Source organism: Pectobacterium aroidearum (assembly GCF_015689195.1).
Lineage (GTDB): Bacteria > Pseudomonadota > Gammaproteobacteria > Enterobacterales > Enterobacteriaceae > Pectobacterium > Pectobacterium aroidearum.
In genome coordinates this window covers 4,112,256-4,125,692 of record NZ_CP065044.1, presented here as the reverse complement: position 1 = coordinate 4,125,692, position 13,437 = coordinate 4,112,256, and the positions used below count along the sequence as shown (strand labels likewise).

General features: G+C 55.3%; 14 protein-coding genes. All 14 read left to right on the top strand.

Annotated elements, in window-relative coordinates; all coding sequences use genetic code 11:
• Window positions 1–85: 85 nt before the first annotated feature.
• The 14 genes from I2D83_RS18365 to I2D83_RS18300 all read left to right on the top strand — a co-directional run bounded on the left by I2D83_RS18365 (window position 86) and on the right by I2D83_RS18300 (window position 13,379).
• The gene (locus tag I2D83_RS18365) at window positions 86–796 is read left to right on the top strand and encodes a response regulator transcription factor (RefSeq protein ID WP_205947066.1); all 711 of its coding nucleotides are present in this window, start codon (window positions 86–88) and stop codon (window positions 794–796) included.
• On the top strand, window positions 774–2,273 hold the full coding sequence (locus I2D83_RS18360) for a sensor histidine kinase (RefSeq protein WP_182101054.1): 1,500 nt from the start codon (window positions 774–776) through the stop codon (window positions 2,271–2,273). The genes I2D83_RS18365 and I2D83_RS18360 overlap by 23 nt, the downstream gene beginning before the upstream one ends.
• A gap of 313 nt (window positions 2,274–2,586) precedes the next feature.
• Window positions 2,587–2,808 carry a Flp family type IVb pilin gene (locus tag I2D83_RS18355; RefSeq protein ID WP_010285252.1) on the top strand — a complete coding sequence of 74 codons (222 nt, stop codon included), beginning with the start codon at window positions 2,587–2,589 and terminating at the stop codon, window positions 2,806–2,808.
• A gap of 7 nt (window positions 2,809–2,815) precedes the next feature.
• Window positions 2,816–3,367 (top strand): A24 family peptidase, encoded by a 552-nt coding sequence (locus I2D83_RS18350; protein WP_012773365.1) that lies wholly within the window; start codon window positions 2,816–2,818, stop codon window positions 3,365–3,367.
• A 46-nt stretch (window positions 3,368–3,413) separates the two neighbouring features.
• A complete protein-coding gene (gene cpaB / locus I2D83_RS18345) occupies window positions 3,414–4,358 on the top strand; it encodes a Flp pilus assembly protein CpaB (RefSeq protein WP_205947065.1) in 945 nt (314 codons plus the stop codon).
• Between the two features lie 80 nt (window positions 4,359–4,438).
• The gene (locus tag I2D83_RS18340) at window positions 4,439–5,875 is read left to right on the top strand and encodes a type II and III secretion system protein family protein (protein WP_012773367.1); all 1,437 of its coding nucleotides are present in this window, start codon (window positions 4,439–4,441) and stop codon (window positions 5,873–5,875) included.
• Between the two features lie 21 nt (window positions 5,876–5,896).
• Entirely contained in the window at window positions 5,897–6,583 is a 687-nt protein-coding gene (locus I2D83_RS18335) for a CpaD family pilus assembly protein (protein WP_180777509.1), read from the top strand.
• Between the two features lie 14 nt (window positions 6,584–6,597).
• Window positions 6,598–7,797, top strand: a complete 1,200-nt coding sequence (locus I2D83_RS18330) for a CpaE/TadZ family protein (RefSeq protein ID WP_182101056.1) — start codon at window positions 6,598–6,600, stop codon at window positions 7,795–7,797.
• Window positions 7,798–7,857: 60 nt separating this feature from the next.
• Window positions 7,858–9,261, top strand: a complete 1,404-nt coding sequence (locus I2D83_RS18325; RefSeq protein WP_043881711.1) for a TadA family conjugal transfer-associated ATPase — start codon at window positions 7,858–7,860, stop codon at window positions 9,259–9,261.
• 18 nt (window positions 9,262–9,279) lie between these two features.
• The gene (locus I2D83_RS18320) at window positions 9,280–10,260 is read left to right on the top strand and encodes a type II secretion system F family protein (protein ID WP_205947064.1); all 981 of its coding nucleotides are present in this window, start codon (window positions 9,280–9,282) and stop codon (window positions 10,258–10,260) included.
• Between the two features lie 14 nt (window positions 10,261–10,274).
• Window positions 10,275–11,234, top strand: coding sequence for a type II secretion system F family protein (locus tag I2D83_RS18315; RefSeq protein WP_180777512.1), 960 nt, complete (start codon window positions 10,275–10,277; stop codon window positions 11,232–11,234).
• 90 nt (window positions 11,235–11,324) lie between these two features.
• On the top strand, window positions 11,325–12,176 hold the full coding sequence (locus I2D83_RS18310; RefSeq protein WP_180777573.1) for a tetratricopeptide repeat protein: 852 nt from the start codon (window positions 11,325–11,327) through the stop codon (window positions 12,174–12,176).
• Window positions 12,176–12,736 carry a hypothetical protein gene (locus I2D83_RS18305; protein WP_012773374.1) on the top strand — a complete coding sequence of 187 codons (561 nt, stop codon included), beginning with the start codon at window positions 12,176–12,178 and terminating at the stop codon, window positions 12,734–12,736. The genes I2D83_RS18310 and I2D83_RS18305 overlap by 1 nt, the downstream gene beginning before the upstream one ends.
• Entirely contained in the window at window positions 12,729–13,379 is a 651-nt protein-coding gene (locus tag I2D83_RS18300; RefSeq protein ID WP_205947063.1) for a TadE/TadG family type IV pilus assembly protein, read from the top strand. Before I2D83_RS18305 ends, I2D83_RS18300 begins: the two co-directional genes overlap by 8 nt.
• Window positions 13,380–13,437: the final 58 nt, after the last annotated feature.

The window sequence follows — 13,437 nt, the reverse complement described above, 5'->3', positions numbered from 1 at the left end:
ATGGCTGTTTGAAGGACCAGATAAAAATAAACGGACATTAACCCTGAATTAATTAGGTAATAAGCCACGTTTATAGGGGAAAATTATGCGTGTATTAGTGGTTGATGATGATTCTGTGCTGTGCCATTGGCTGGGGTCTAAATTACATTCCCACGGCCATTCTTGCCGAATGGTGCACGATGGCGCACACGCATTAAAAGCGATCAAGGATGAAGTTTATGATGTCGTTCTGTTAGACAGAATGTTACCCATCATGGACGGATTTACGGTATTACGTGAATTACAAGGCTCGCGTCATCCCCCTATTATGCTGCTTTCCGCACTGGATCGTGATGTCGATCGGGTGATGGGCTTAGAGCTTGGCGCAGAAGATTATCTCGGCAAGCCTTTTAATTTTAATGAGCTTAGATTACGTCTGGATATTATGGCGCGGCGCGGTAAACGCCACGTGGATAATCCTTCTATGCTGACTTTTGAAGACCTGCAGCTTGACCGTATGCAGCGAGTTGCATGGCGCGGCGGCAAGCGTATCGATTTGACCGATAAAGAAATCAAGTTACTGATTATATTGATGGAAAATCCGGAGCAGGCCATTACGCGCACCATGCTGTTAGAGCGCGTATGGGGTTACAATTTTGATCCGCAAACCAATCTGATCGACGTTCATATGTCAAAGCTGCGGGCGAAAATTGATAAAGGCTTCCCGCGTCCATTAATTAAAACGTTGAGGGCGATGGGCTACGCATTAGGCGCGGTAGATAAGGAAAAAACTGATGTTGGCAGCCACGCTGAATAAAATAAAAATAAAGAAGCTGGGGCAGCGCTGGCAGGTAAAAATAAAACACTGGCAATTACTCGGGGCAAGCCAATATCCCGGCTTTTTATGTACCTCTAATTTTCGTCAGGCAATAACCATTGTTTTTCTGTTCTTATTGATGATGCTGATGTGTATTGTCGGCTTCAGTTCACTCAGCGAAACGTTGATTAGAACGCATGTCCGTGAAGTTATTCTGGGTAATATTTACGATTACTCAATGCAGTCGCGTTTAACGAATGCTGACAGTCTGATTACGCAATTACGTCAGGATAATCGAGCGAAAGGGGATGAATTACCGCTGTTTCTGGTGATGGATAAACAGGGCGATATTCTGTATCACAATCACCCTCTAAGAACGCATCCTTTAAGTAGCGATTCTTTCAATACGCATCGTCTGGAAATGCGGCAGCGTACCGATTGCCGGATGGATGTCAGCTGTCTTAAGGCCGAAATTTCCAGCCCAGACGACCCCAATCTGATCGGGTTGTCCGTCATGCTGGATGATGGAGGTGTGCTGTTTACCGCCTACAACATCCGACCCATGTTGGAACGGGTGAGGACGATCCCGCTTGTGGCGGGAGCGGGACTGTTTATCGTGCTGCTCTTCTGCCTGTTTGTCAGCCGCCATTTCAGTTTACGCAGTTTGCGCAGCGTGGAGAAAATTCGTGCGGCGCTGCATCGCTACAGCAGCGGCGAGCAGCAGGTGCGCATGCCGCTGTCGCCTTATGACGATGATTTTGACAGCCTGAGCGCCGACATTAACCAGAATCTGGAGCGGATTGAACGCCTGATGGAACAGGTGCGCAACACATCAAGCCATGTCGCGCATGAACTGCGTACACCGTTGACGCATTTGCAAAATCGTCTTTTCAACCTGACGGAACGTGCAGGGCTGGATAACGACGTGCGTGATGAATTGAATCTGGCGGTGGACGAGGTGCACAAAATCCTCGGTCTGTTCCGTACCGTGATGCGCATCGGTGAAATCGAAAGCGGGCGCTGTGTGCACCAGTTTGAGAACATTGAAGCGCGCCAACTGCTGGAAGAAATTGCCGAATATTATCAGCCGCTGGCGGAAGAACGCGGCTGTCGGCTGAAAATTGAAATCAAAGCCGGAATCCAACTCTTTGGCGACCGTGCGCTGCTGTTTCAGGCGTTGGCCAATCTGGTGGAGAACGCGCTGAAATACGCGGCACAGGGGAAATACATCACCTTGAGCGTGACGCTGTATCGCGGCTGGATCGCCCTGAGCGTCGCTGACCGTGGCCCGGGGATTCCGCCTGCGCTTCATACCAAAGCGCTACAGCGTTTTCAGCGGCTGGATACCTGGTTTCAGTCCGGTTATGGGTTGGGGCTGTCTTTGGTACAGGCGATTACCGACCTGCACGGCGGCAAGCTCTATCTGGACTCCTCTGAGCCGGGCCTGAACGTCTACCTATGCCTTAATCGCTGTTAATGCGCTTTTTCTTACGATGAACAGACATGTGGCGAGCGATTTTCCCCCAGCTTGCCACGACACGCCTCTCTCGATTTCTTATGAATATCCCTTCAAAAAATATGAATATCTATTAATTTTCTCTGTAACGGAATTTGTGTTAATTATTGATTTATATTGATAATTTTTTGTATGGAAAGATTAACGAATATTAATGTTCTGCTGCTTGCGACGCTTGATAATAAGTCTCATTATTAATCTTATTATCATCATGGCGCCCCCGAATTCCCGAGTAGGCCATGATTTCTTTGGCTGCGGATTAGAGGCTCTTCCCATGAAAAACATGAAAGCAAAATTACGTTCTTTCCTGCGTGACGAAAGCGGTGTAACGGCAATCGAATACGGCATTCTTGCAGCTGCAATGGCGGCGGCAATTGGCGCTATTTTCGGCGGTGACGGTATCTTCGTGAAAGCGTTGAATGAGAAATTCAGCCAAATCGCCGATCAAATTACCGGTACGGGCACCAGCGGCGGTACATCCGGCGCAGCGAAATAAACGCGAGATGGCGGATTACACGCACTGGCCGCAGACGGCATTGCTGATGGGCTGCCTGCTGTGGTGCATCAGTACCGACCTGTTAGTACGCAAAATTACCAATCGGGCGGTACTGATTTTATTGCTGGGCTGGCTGTTCTTCAGCGCTTCACATGTCCTGCAATCCGGTGCGTTAGATATGTTGGCATTACGGAAAACGCTTTGGGCGCTGCCAGGTGCGGCGGCGGTATTGGTTGTGGGTTTTTTGCTTTTCCTCACCGGCAGACTAGGTGCCGGGGATGTCAAGCTGATGAGTGTGCTGTGCCTGTGGGTTGGGCAAGGGCACCAGATCGTTTTCGTCATGGTGACGGCGCTGGCTGGCGGTGTGTTGGCGCTTAGCCTGCCGCTGCTGAATACCGTACCCACAGCTGTGGCGATGGGCATTCAAACCACCAACCGGATATTCAAGAGTCGGTTGCCTATGCCACCCGCGTTGCCCGCCGACCTTTCTCAAGGCATACCTTACGGCGTCGCCATTGCGTTTGGCGCGATGTATGTCCTGATTTTTCCCTTGTTTTAATTCTGTCGCAGCTTTAAGACACACACGCTAGGGTAGGCAAGTTGAAATGAAAGTGAACTCTACATACGTACTGTCAGGCGCGCTCGTGCTGGCAGGCATTGTTGCGCTGGTGGTGCGTAGCCATCTCTCTTCTGAACCCCCTGCGCCGCCTCCGGTAGTGGCTAAAGCGCCGGAAAAAATCGCTGTCTTGGTGGCAGCAAAAGATCTGCATCCCGGTGATTTCATTGATTCTAGCTCAGTACGCTGGCAAACCACTGATGAATCAGTTTCCCGTTCGTTTAACTTCGTTCGCGGCCGGGATAGTCAGTTTCTGCTATTTGGCGCAACCCTGCGTGAAACGGTAAAGGAGGGGACACAGCTTAGCAGTAATGTTGTTGTGAAGCCCAATGAACCGGGCTTTGTTGCCGCCGTGCTGCATAAAGGGATGCGGGCTATCTCCGTTCCTACCAGCGCGATTGCGAGCAATGCTGGGCTAGTCTCAGCAGGCGATCGTGTTGATGTGATCCTCAGCATGAGACGAGACGATCAGTCAGAGTTACCCGTTAGCCGTAACCAGCCAGTTGTGATGCCACTTTTGGCTTCGCAGACCATTGTTCGCGATCTGAGAGTGCTGGCACTGAATGATAAGGTCGGTACGCCGGTATATCCACGTTTGGATGCGATGGAAGATGGCGCGACGCTTGATGCCGCAGCCAAGAGTCGTGAGTCAGCCGTGCGTTCTCGTCCTGCTACCTATCAAACCGTCACGTTGGAAGTCACGCCGCAGCAGGCTGAGGCACTGACCGTCGCTAAAGAACTGGGAATTCTGCATTTATCGCTGCGCAGTGCCACGCAGGATGATGTTGTCGATCCGCTGAAGGAACGACAGAGCGTGACTACGGTTCCACTAGCAACCGATATCTACGGGGCGCTATCTGCAGGATCCGGCGGACACAAAGTGAAGGTCTATCGCGGTGAGCAAAAAGACGTGGTGACGTTCCCCTCCCGATAAGACGAGTACGCAATCTGACAGCCTGCGGGGAGCCGCGAGCTGCTCATAGAACAATGAAGCCCATTACGGAAATTAAGTAAATGACGATGTTTTCGCTGTTTTTGAAATCGGACTTTCGGGGTACGTGCAAACGATTGCTGGCTGCTTGCCTGTTTAATGCGGTATTGCCTGTCACGCTAACGACGATGATGTTGCCTGCGACCACACTAGCTGCTGGGGTATCTACAGCGCCTATCACTGATGAAGTTCACCTAACGGTCAATCAGGGACGGTTACTCCAACTTGCTGATACACCGGATAGCGTGCTGGTGGCCGATCCGAATATCGCCAGTTTTGAACTGCCTTCGCCGGGTAACCTGTTCGTTTACGCCAAAAGTGTCGGTGTCACCACGCTCTATGCGATGGATGAAAATGGCAATGTCATCAATGCCATTCGCCTGGTGTCTGAACATGATTTGAAAGCGCTGGGTGAACGCATGAAGCGTGAATTCCCCGGTGCGGATATCCAACTGGAAGCCTCGATTCCCAGCGGTGTCATTGTGCGCGGCAGCGTGGATACCCCGCAGGATGCCAAACGCGTCATCGACAGCATACAGGCTTACATCAGCGCGTCCTCGGGCGGGCAGGGCGGTGGTGGAGGCGGTGGCGAAAAATTGCCAGGCTCCAGCGAATCCTCCGGCAAGGTGATCAACCAACTGAAAATTAAAACACCTTCGCAAATCAATATTCAGGTGCGTGTGGTGGAAGTGTCCCGCAAGTTGACCAGCGAACTGGGCTTCAACTGGGCGGCATCGCTGAGCACCGGCAGCGGGAATATGAGTGCGGGCAGCGGTTCGCGTCTGAATCTGTTCAACGCTACAACCGGACGATTTTCTAACCCAACAGATTCTGGCTTCCTGAACTTCGGCCGCTCCAGACTGAGTGGGTTGTTAACCGCCATGAACCAGCAGGGCATGGCGACCGTATTGGCCGAACCCAACCTGACGGCGATGTCAGGGGAAACCGCCGCGTTTGCTGCGGGTGGTGAAGTACCTATCGTTTTGATCACCAACAACAGCGTCAGCATCGATTACAAATCCTACGGCGTGATTCTGCGCATGACGCCAACGCTGCTGTCTGCCAACCGTATCAGCCTGCACATTGCACCGGAAGTCAGTGAACTCACGGACGTCGGTTCCGTACAGCTGGAGGGCGGATCGCGTATTCCGGCCTTAACGGTACGTCGTGCGGATACCACGGTAGAGCTGGCCAGCGGACAGAGCTTTGCACTGGCGGGGATGTTGCGTAGCGCCGGTAGCCAGACAATCAACGGCGTGCCAGGGCTGAGTAGCGTCCCAATGTTTGGCCGCCTGTTTGAAAGCGAAGCCACCAGTCAGGAAGAAACGGAATTGGTGATTATCGCGACCGCTTATGTGGTTGAACCGGTTAATGCAGGCGATCTTCAGACGCCGGGGCAAGGCGTAAAAATGCTGGATTCGTCCATGCCACGTTCTGCATCTATCGGCTATCTCTACTGAGTTCGCGAGGGGAAATAACACATGAAAACGATCAATAGCAACCACCCTCCGTTTCGTCCTCTGCCCCTGCGTGCAGCGGTACTGACCGCCGTTTTTCTGCTGGCAGGCTGCGGATGGAATAAACCGATTAACGATGTACGTATGCAGCGTTTTGACCAACCTGCTCTGCAACCCATCGCCGTCCAGCCGTCATCGGTGTCCGTGCCGTTACTGGCTGCGCCGAACGGGCGGGGTTTCCTCCCTGAGTCGTTAAAGCAGCTCAATATCATGCTGAAGGATCAGGGGCGGTTATCGGCACAAACGATCACGCTGATTCCGCACAGTGCGAGCGGTGAGCAGATGGCTGGGCGACTGGCGACCGTGCTGAAAAATGCCGGCGCTAATCCACAGAATGTGAAACAGATGCGCCGTTCTACGGCGAGTGGTCAGAACGGCGATCTGGAAGTGATCTCCGAGGCGCTGGTGGTCAAAACCACCCGCTGTACGATTAATGATCCCAACCAGTTGATGGTGAAGCCTTATGAAGCCATTGGTTCTCTTGGCTGCGCCACACAAAACAATCTGGCGATGATGGTCGCCGAACCACGCGATCTGATTCAGGCGAAAGCGCTGGATGATGCGGATGGCGTAGCGGCGGTCAATAGCATCGAACGCTATCACAAAGGTGAAGTGAAAGAGCTCATCGACATTAACTTTGAAGAAGATTAAGGGCGTGACATTCCATGAGTGAAATTACCCCTAACGATGGTGAAGAACTGGCGCTACCGCTGGTGGCGTTCGCCAATGACGTACGCGATGTGGCCGATATCAGCGATCTTTTCACTCGCCTGAAACAGCCGGATGTACCGGTGATGTCCGGCGGTATTGCGGCTGCTCGTCAATGGTGTGAGCTGAATGTTCCGCCACGTATTTTACTGGTGGATCTGGAAGGCGCGCACTGGCCGCTTCCGGCACTGGAAGAGCTGCTGAGCGTCTGTGGTCCCACCAGCCAGGTGATTGCGACGGGCAAAGAGCAGGATGTCGGCTTGTACCGCGCGCTGCTTCAGGCTGGCGTGGTGGATTATCTGGTCAAGCCGTTCACGCTGGATCTGCTGGCAGCAACGCTGGCGAAATGTGAAGGCCAACAGGCCGGGCCGGAATATGCCCGCATGGGCAGGACGATTGCGGTCGTCGGCGCCAGCGGCGGAAGTGGGGCAAGTACCGTCGCGATGGGGCTGAGCCGCCTGCTGTCCGGCGAGCGTCATTTGCCCGTCGCGCTGGTGGATTTCGATCGTCGTAACGGCGATCAACTGCTGCTGCAAGGGCAAACCGATGATGCAGGGCTGGCGGCGGTGTTGGAAACTCAGGAGCTGGATACCCGACTGCTCCAGCGCGCCATGCTGCGTGTGGATACCCGTTTGCATCTGCTGGCGCAAAAGCCGGAACTGGGTGAATTGAGCCCGGTGGACGTGGATAACGTACTGAATCTCGGCGGGGCGCTGTGCCGCATGTTCAACCAGGTGATCTGGGATCTGCCCAGCAGTTACCCGACCGGGGCGCTGGACGTACTGACCTACGCGGATCTGCGCATCATCGTGACGGAATTGACGCTTCAGGATGCGCGTAATGTGCGGCGCGTGCTGAATGAAATCGGCGACGAAAGCGAAGGGCAACGCCTGTTGCTGGTACATAACCAGAGCCGTTTTGCCTCGACCGCGCCGCTAAGCCGCGAGCAGTTTGAACAATTTACTGGCCGGAAGATTGATGTCGTGCTGCCGAACGCGGGCCACGCGCTGTCGCAAAGCCTGACGCTCGGCGCACTGAATCTGGCTGCGGCACCCGCTTTCCAGCAGGGATTACGCCAGTTGGTCGATCTGGCCTGCGGCGTACGCGCCAGACCGGCGGAAAAACGCTGGTTCTCGCGTTGGTTAAAACGTGCCTGATGATGTTAAGCGCTCGCCGTTTTTCAACGGGTTACAGACTGTTTTTTGGGGTTCAGGATTATGTTGATTCGCAAGAATAACCTGCAAAAAAGTGAAGCAGGAAAAAGCACGCCTCAGCCTGCGCCTGCTGCCAATGTGGCAGAACTGAAAACGCGTCCGGCTGCGGAGAACCGTACACAGCCTGCGGCGAGCTCCGCGTCTGGATCCGCTCCAGCCGCGCGCCAGACTGACAGCCGAACCAGCCAGCGCCGGATTATCCGCGCACAGCTCTACGATCAGATCGACGCGGGTAAAGCGGCGATGATGGGGCGTGACAAGCTGCTGGTGCAGATCGAGACGGTGATCCGCCGCATCTGTGATGAGCAGCGCTTACAGCTTTCCCGGCAGGAAGAGGAAGCCATCGCCGCCGAAATGCTGGACGAGATGACCGGGATCGGGCCGATCCAGCCGCTGCTGTCGGATGACACGGTCAACGATATTCTGGTTAACGGTGCGGGGCAGGTGTTTGTCGAGCGCTTTGGCAAACTAGAACTGTCGCCGATTACCTTCATTGACGAAGAACATGTATTTAACACCGCGCAGCGTATTGCTGCCGCAGTGGGGCGTCGTATCGACGAAGCCAGCCCGATGGTGGATGCGCGTCTGCCTGACGGTAGCCGCGTCAACGTCATCACCTATCCGCTGGCGATTGACGGCACCACGATCTCGATCCGTAAATTTATGCGCCGCAACCTGTCGCTGGAAATGCTGGCAGAGCGCCGCTGCATGTCCTACGCGATGGCGGATGTGCTGAACAAAGCGATGCAGGCGCGCGTTAACGTGATCGTCTCCGGCGGAACGGGCGCGGGTAAAACCACCTTGCTGAATGCGCTGTCGCAGAAGATCGGCAGCACCGATCGCATCATTACCATCGAAGATGCCGCCGAACTGCAATTGCAGCAGGAGCACGTGGTGAGACTGGAAACGCGTCCTGTCAGCGCCGAAGGTACTGGCCGCGTCGATCAGCGCGATCTGATGCGTAACGCCCTGCGTATGCGGCCCGACCGCATCATTCTGGGTGAGGTGCGCGGCGGCGAGAGCTTTGACATGTTGCAGGCGATGAACACCGGCCACGACGGTTCGCTATGTACGGTACACGCCAACACCTCGCGCGATGCGATACAGCGTCTGGAAAATATGGTGATGATGGCGAACATGCAACTGCCGCTGATGGCGATCCGCCGCCAGATCGCCAGCGCGGTTCACCTGATCGTGCAGATCGAACGTATGCGCGACGGTATGCGCCGCGTGGTGTCCATCACAGAAGTGTGTGGCATGGAGAACGAAGTGATCCAGCTTCAGGATCTGTTCAGCTTCAACATTCAGGGGATGGATGGACAGGGGCTGTTGACGGGGGAATATGTTCAGCACATTCAGCGCCCGCAGTTCTACAGCGACAAATCGCATCTGTTTGATGCGCAGTGATGGGTTGAGGAGACGCTGATGAGTGACGCACGTCTGAACCTGATTACGCTGCTGGTGTTTTGCAGCGTGCTGATGCTGCTTCTGGCGGTCAACGCCTGGAGAAAATCACGGCAGCAGCGCATGCAGCGCGAACAACGCTGGCAGCAGATTTTGAACGAGGTCAGCCCGTCGGCTGCCGCAGTGGCATCTGATTCGATCCTGCGTGATGAGATCAGAACGCCGCTGATGGGTGTCCCAGTGATCGGACGTTGGCTGGCGATCCTGTGGGCGCAGATGACGTTCATTGGCTGGAAAAAGAACCTGCTTCAACGCTCTCTTGCGCTGGCGGCGGTTAGCCTGATACTCGGCATGATTCTGGGGCAGCGCACCCTGCTGCCGCTCACGATGGGGCTGATTTTTACGCTGGTGCTGTTTGTCAGTATCGGCATGCTGCTGTTCCGTTCGACGTTGCAAAAACATCTGAAAGCGCTGCGTGAGAGCCTGCCGGAAGCGATTGATGCGATAACCCGCAGCTGCCGTGCTGGTGTCCCGGTTGCTAACACCTTCTCTATTGTCGCTGAGCACCTGACCGGGCCGCTGGCGAATGAATTCAAGACGATAGATCACTGGTTGCGGCTGGGGATTCCGCTGCGTCAGGTGATTCAGGCTTCTGCTACGCGGGTGCCGATGTCCGAATACCGTTTCTTCGTGGTGATTCTGATCATCAATCAGGAAGCGGGTGGACGACTGGGGGAAACGCTGGAGCGTCTGTCGGCCACGCTGCGTGAACGTCGCGAGTTGCAGTTGAAAGTGCAATCCAAAACGTCGGAAGCGCGGGCATCCGCCAAGATTGTCGCGGCGCTGTTCCCCGGCTGTCTGGCCTATTTGTACATGAAGTCGCCGGACGATTTCAGTTTCTTGTTTTCTGATCCGGTGGGAACGTCGGTGCTGATTTATGCTTTGTGCAGCGTCTCAGTCGGCATGTTGATCACGCACGTGATGGTTAAGCGAATAGGGTAAAGGGAGAGCCATTCATGACTGTTTTTGACGATCCCTTACTGCTGCTGGCGCTTGTGCTGATGGTGGTCGGGATTTACCTGGCACGTACACAGCATAAAACACAGCAATACAAGCAGTTGGAAATTCGCATGCGCGGGCATCTGCCCGTCGCCTCTATAGAGGCGGCCTCTCAGGAAAACATCCTGAGAGGCCAGGGAACCACATTATCTCCCCTGCTAGAGAAGCTGTTGCAGCCCGTTGCCACGCAGGGCGAGCGCCTGTCGGGATCGGAGCGCGATCGCCGCAACCTGCGCCGCCTGCTGGATCTGGCCGGGATCCGTCGCAACGAAGCGGTAGGCTGGCTGGTGATGGGAAAATTTGCCGCCGGTGCGCTGTTCGCTATCGCGCTGGTGTGGGGATGGTTGCCGCCTGCTGACCGTGCGGGGCTGACGGGCGTTGCGGCGGGGCTGATTGGCTTCTTTGTCGGTTCTATGGTGCCGGAGTGGTGGCTGAAGTGGCGTGCGGCAAGCCGGGGCGAAAAGCTGGCGCGAGCGGTGCCGGATGCGCTGGATCTGATGGTGGTCTGTGCCGAAGCCGGTCTGCCTATCGGGCGCGTGTTGCAGGTGGTATCGAAGGAGCTGGGGCTGTCTTCACCGGAGATGGCGGATGAACTGCACTATACCGCCGCCGAATTACAGATCCTGTCGGATCGTACGCTGGCGATGAAACATCTGGCGGAGCGAACCCGCGTCAGCGAGATCGAAAGTATGGTGGCGACGCTGATTCAGGCGGAGCGCTACGGTACGCCGCTGTCTCAGGCGTTGCGCACGATTGCGGATGAAAGCCGCAAGACGCTGATTCTGAGTCTGGAAGAGAAGGCGGGTAAATTGCCAGCGCAGCTGAGCGTGCCGCTGATGGCACTCATTCTGCCACCGATTATCGCCATTATGGCGTCGCCTGCATTGGTGCGAGTGGTCCGCCTGCTGGCGCAATAGCATTTTATTTACAACACATTGATTTTTAAAACATCGATTCCCGGTATGTGCCGGAAATCACGGCGGTGACAACCGATGGAGTTATCGAAGATGGTCGATCTGGTAGCAAAACTTAAGCGCGGCGCGCCCATGCTGGCACTGCTGATTGTCAGCACCGTGCTGGCGGGATGCGGCAGCTCGATGGCGATTAAAGGCAGTAAAGATGAAGGCCTGCGTCTGGCACGCCTGCTGCGCGATCAGGGACGTGTTGAGGCCGCGACGGAAGTGTACGCGCGTCTCGACAGCCGCGATGCGCTGAAAGGCGCAGAGATGCTGGAGTATGCCAGCGTCGCAGCGCTGGCGCGTTCACCGCAGCAAACGCTGGAACTGTACGGGCGAGCACGTCAGGCGTTGGGCGGCGATACCAACAAAATGACGCCGGAAGAAGCGCTGGCGGTGTGTCTTGGAATGGGGCGTGCGCAGCTGGCATTAGGACGTAATTCGATGGCGCAAGCCGACTTTGCCTGTGCGCTAAAAGCACAGCCGAACGATGCAGGCGCTCTTAACGGCATGGGCGTGGTGATGGATGCCTCAGGTAAACACGCAGAAGCGCGCCAGCTGTTTGAAAAAGCGTTGCAGATAAACCCGGCAGATGTCGCGGCACTCAACAACCTGGCGCTCTCATGGCTGGCAAGCGGCAACGCGGATAAAGCCATTTCTCTGCTGCGCTCGGTGGATGAGAGTAATGCAACCGGCAGACTGAATCTGGCGCTGGCCTACCTTTCTGGCGGCAGAGAGGATGACGCACGTTCGGCGTTGGCGACCATTGCACAGCCACAGCGTATTGATGGCTTGATTGACGAGCTCCATCAGCGTCTACAGCAGATGCAACAGGATAAATCCCGTGGCGAAGCGCTGCTGCTGTCCAGCCGTCAACGCCTGCAATTGAGTTCGCCTGAGTAATGGCGTGGCTTCGTAATCTCGGCCCGTGGCGTGATGAAGGCACCGTGCAAGGAATCGTGCCGCGCCATGAACGTCACTGGCGCAGCACGCACGGCGTGATCGCGACGGAAGTGGCGTTTCTGGTGCCGGTAGTGCTGGTCGGGGTGATGATGCTGTTTGAACTGGCGCGCATCGGGCTGGTGATTGCCGCTGGCAGCGCTGCGCTGGATAAAGCGGTGCAGGCTTTCCGCCTCGACAATCTGGCGTCGGACAGCGCGGAACAGATGGGAACGCGCCTAAAGGCACGGATGGTTGAAGCGGGATACGGCTACCTCAAGGAAGATGATTTAACCGTCAGCGTATTGCACTTCGACAATTTGAGCCAGCTTGGCGGGCTGACGAACGGCAATAGCAGTCAGGACAACCCCAATGGCGAAGAGACGACAACGCTCCCCGTGTGGTCCGTGACGGTGCAGATTAAAAAGGCGTTTATTACGCCACTGCCGGAGGTGTTAACGCTGGGAGACACCTTCCGCTATCAGTACAAGCATGTGTTTGGGACGGAACTGCGCAATGACTGATCGTTCATTGAAAACCGGTCGTTCATTGAAAACCAGCCGTTCGTTGAAAACGGGTTATTTCCTGAATGGACTCCGCCGCTTCTGGTTTTCTCGTTGTGCTTCTACTGCGGTAGAAACCGCGCTGGCGTTTCCGATTGTGTTGGCGATTGGTTCGCTGTGTGCGGATATCTACACCGTCGGGCTGGAGCGTACGCGTATGGAACAGCGTGCGGGTGCCATCGCGTCAATACTGGCGATGCAGCAGAAGCTGGATGAGAAAGGCTTGCAAGGTCTGCTCGATACGGTGCTGCCAACGGAAGGGTTAGGCAATTATCAACTGTTAATCAGCAACGTGCGTCAGACCGGCGAGCTGTACTGGCAGTTAAGCAAAGGGACAGCAGAGTCGCTGTGTGCGGAAAGTGAAACGCTGCCGGATGAAGAGTATCTCCCTGAACTACCAGAAAAGGATCCTAAGGAAGGCAGCAAGAACACCTCCATGATGGTGGTCGAGATCTGTCGTCAGGGGAAAGATGTGAGCCTGTTGGGCGGGTTGTCGCTGGGGGGACTGCTGCACGCCTCGTCGGTCAACCGGGTGGCTATCGGTGTGGTTGAACTGGATGACGTACTCAGAAAAGAGGCCGGTCTGGAAGAAAAAGATCAATAGCTACGGTTTTATAGAAAATACAGAAGCGGCAAATAGACCGCAAACGGTAGCGAGAGCC

Coding starts and splice junctions, on each gene's coding strand:
- I2D83_RS18320 (WP_205947064.1), top strand. CDS start 9,280: ATGAGTGACGCACGTCTGAACCTGATTACGCTGCTGGTGTTTTGCAGC.
- I2D83_RS18360 (WP_182101054.1), top strand. CDS start 774: ATGTTGGCAGCCACGCTGAATAAAATAAAAATAAAGAAGCTGGGGCAG.
- I2D83_RS18310 (WP_180777573.1), top strand. CDS start 11,325: ATGGTCGATCTGGTAGCAAAACTTAAGCGCGGCGCGCCCATGCTGGCA.
- cpaB (WP_205947065.1), top strand. CDS start 3,414: ATGAAAGTGAACTCTACATACGTACTGTCAGGCGCGCTCGTGCTGGCA.
- I2D83_RS18330 (WP_182101056.1), top strand. CDS start 6,598: ATGAGTGAAATTACCCCTAACGATGGTGAAGAACTGGCGCTACCGCTG.
- I2D83_RS18300 (WP_205947063.1), top strand. CDS start 12,729: ATGACTGATCGTTCATTGAAAACCGGTCGTTCATTGAAAACCAGCCGT.
- I2D83_RS18340 (WP_012773367.1), top strand. CDS start 4,439: ATGACGATGTTTTCGCTGTTTTTGAAATCGGACTTTCGGGGTACGTGC.
- I2D83_RS18335 (WP_180777509.1), top strand. CDS start 5,897: ATGAAAACGATCAATAGCAACCACCCTCCGTTTCGTCCTCTGCCCCTG.
- I2D83_RS18315 (WP_180777512.1), top strand. CDS start 10,275: ATGACTGTTTTTGACGATCCCTTACTGCTGCTGGCGCTTGTGCTGATG.
- I2D83_RS18365 (WP_205947066.1), top strand. CDS start 86: ATGCGTGTATTAGTGGTTGATGATGATTCTGTGCTGTGCCATTGGCTG.
- I2D83_RS18325 (WP_043881711.1), top strand. CDS start 7,858: ATGTTGATTCGCAAGAATAACCTGCAAAAAAGTGAAGCAGGAAAAAGC.
- I2D83_RS18355 (WP_010285252.1), top strand. CDS start 2,587: ATGAAAAACATGAAAGCAAAATTACGTTCTTTCCTGCGTGACGAAAGC.
- I2D83_RS18350 (WP_012773365.1), top strand. CDS start 2,816: ATGGCGGATTACACGCACTGGCCGCAGACGGCATTGCTGATGGGCTGC.
- I2D83_RS18305 (WP_012773374.1), top strand. CDS start 12,176: ATGGCGTGGCTTCGTAATCTCGGCCCGTGGCGTGATGAAGGCACCGTG.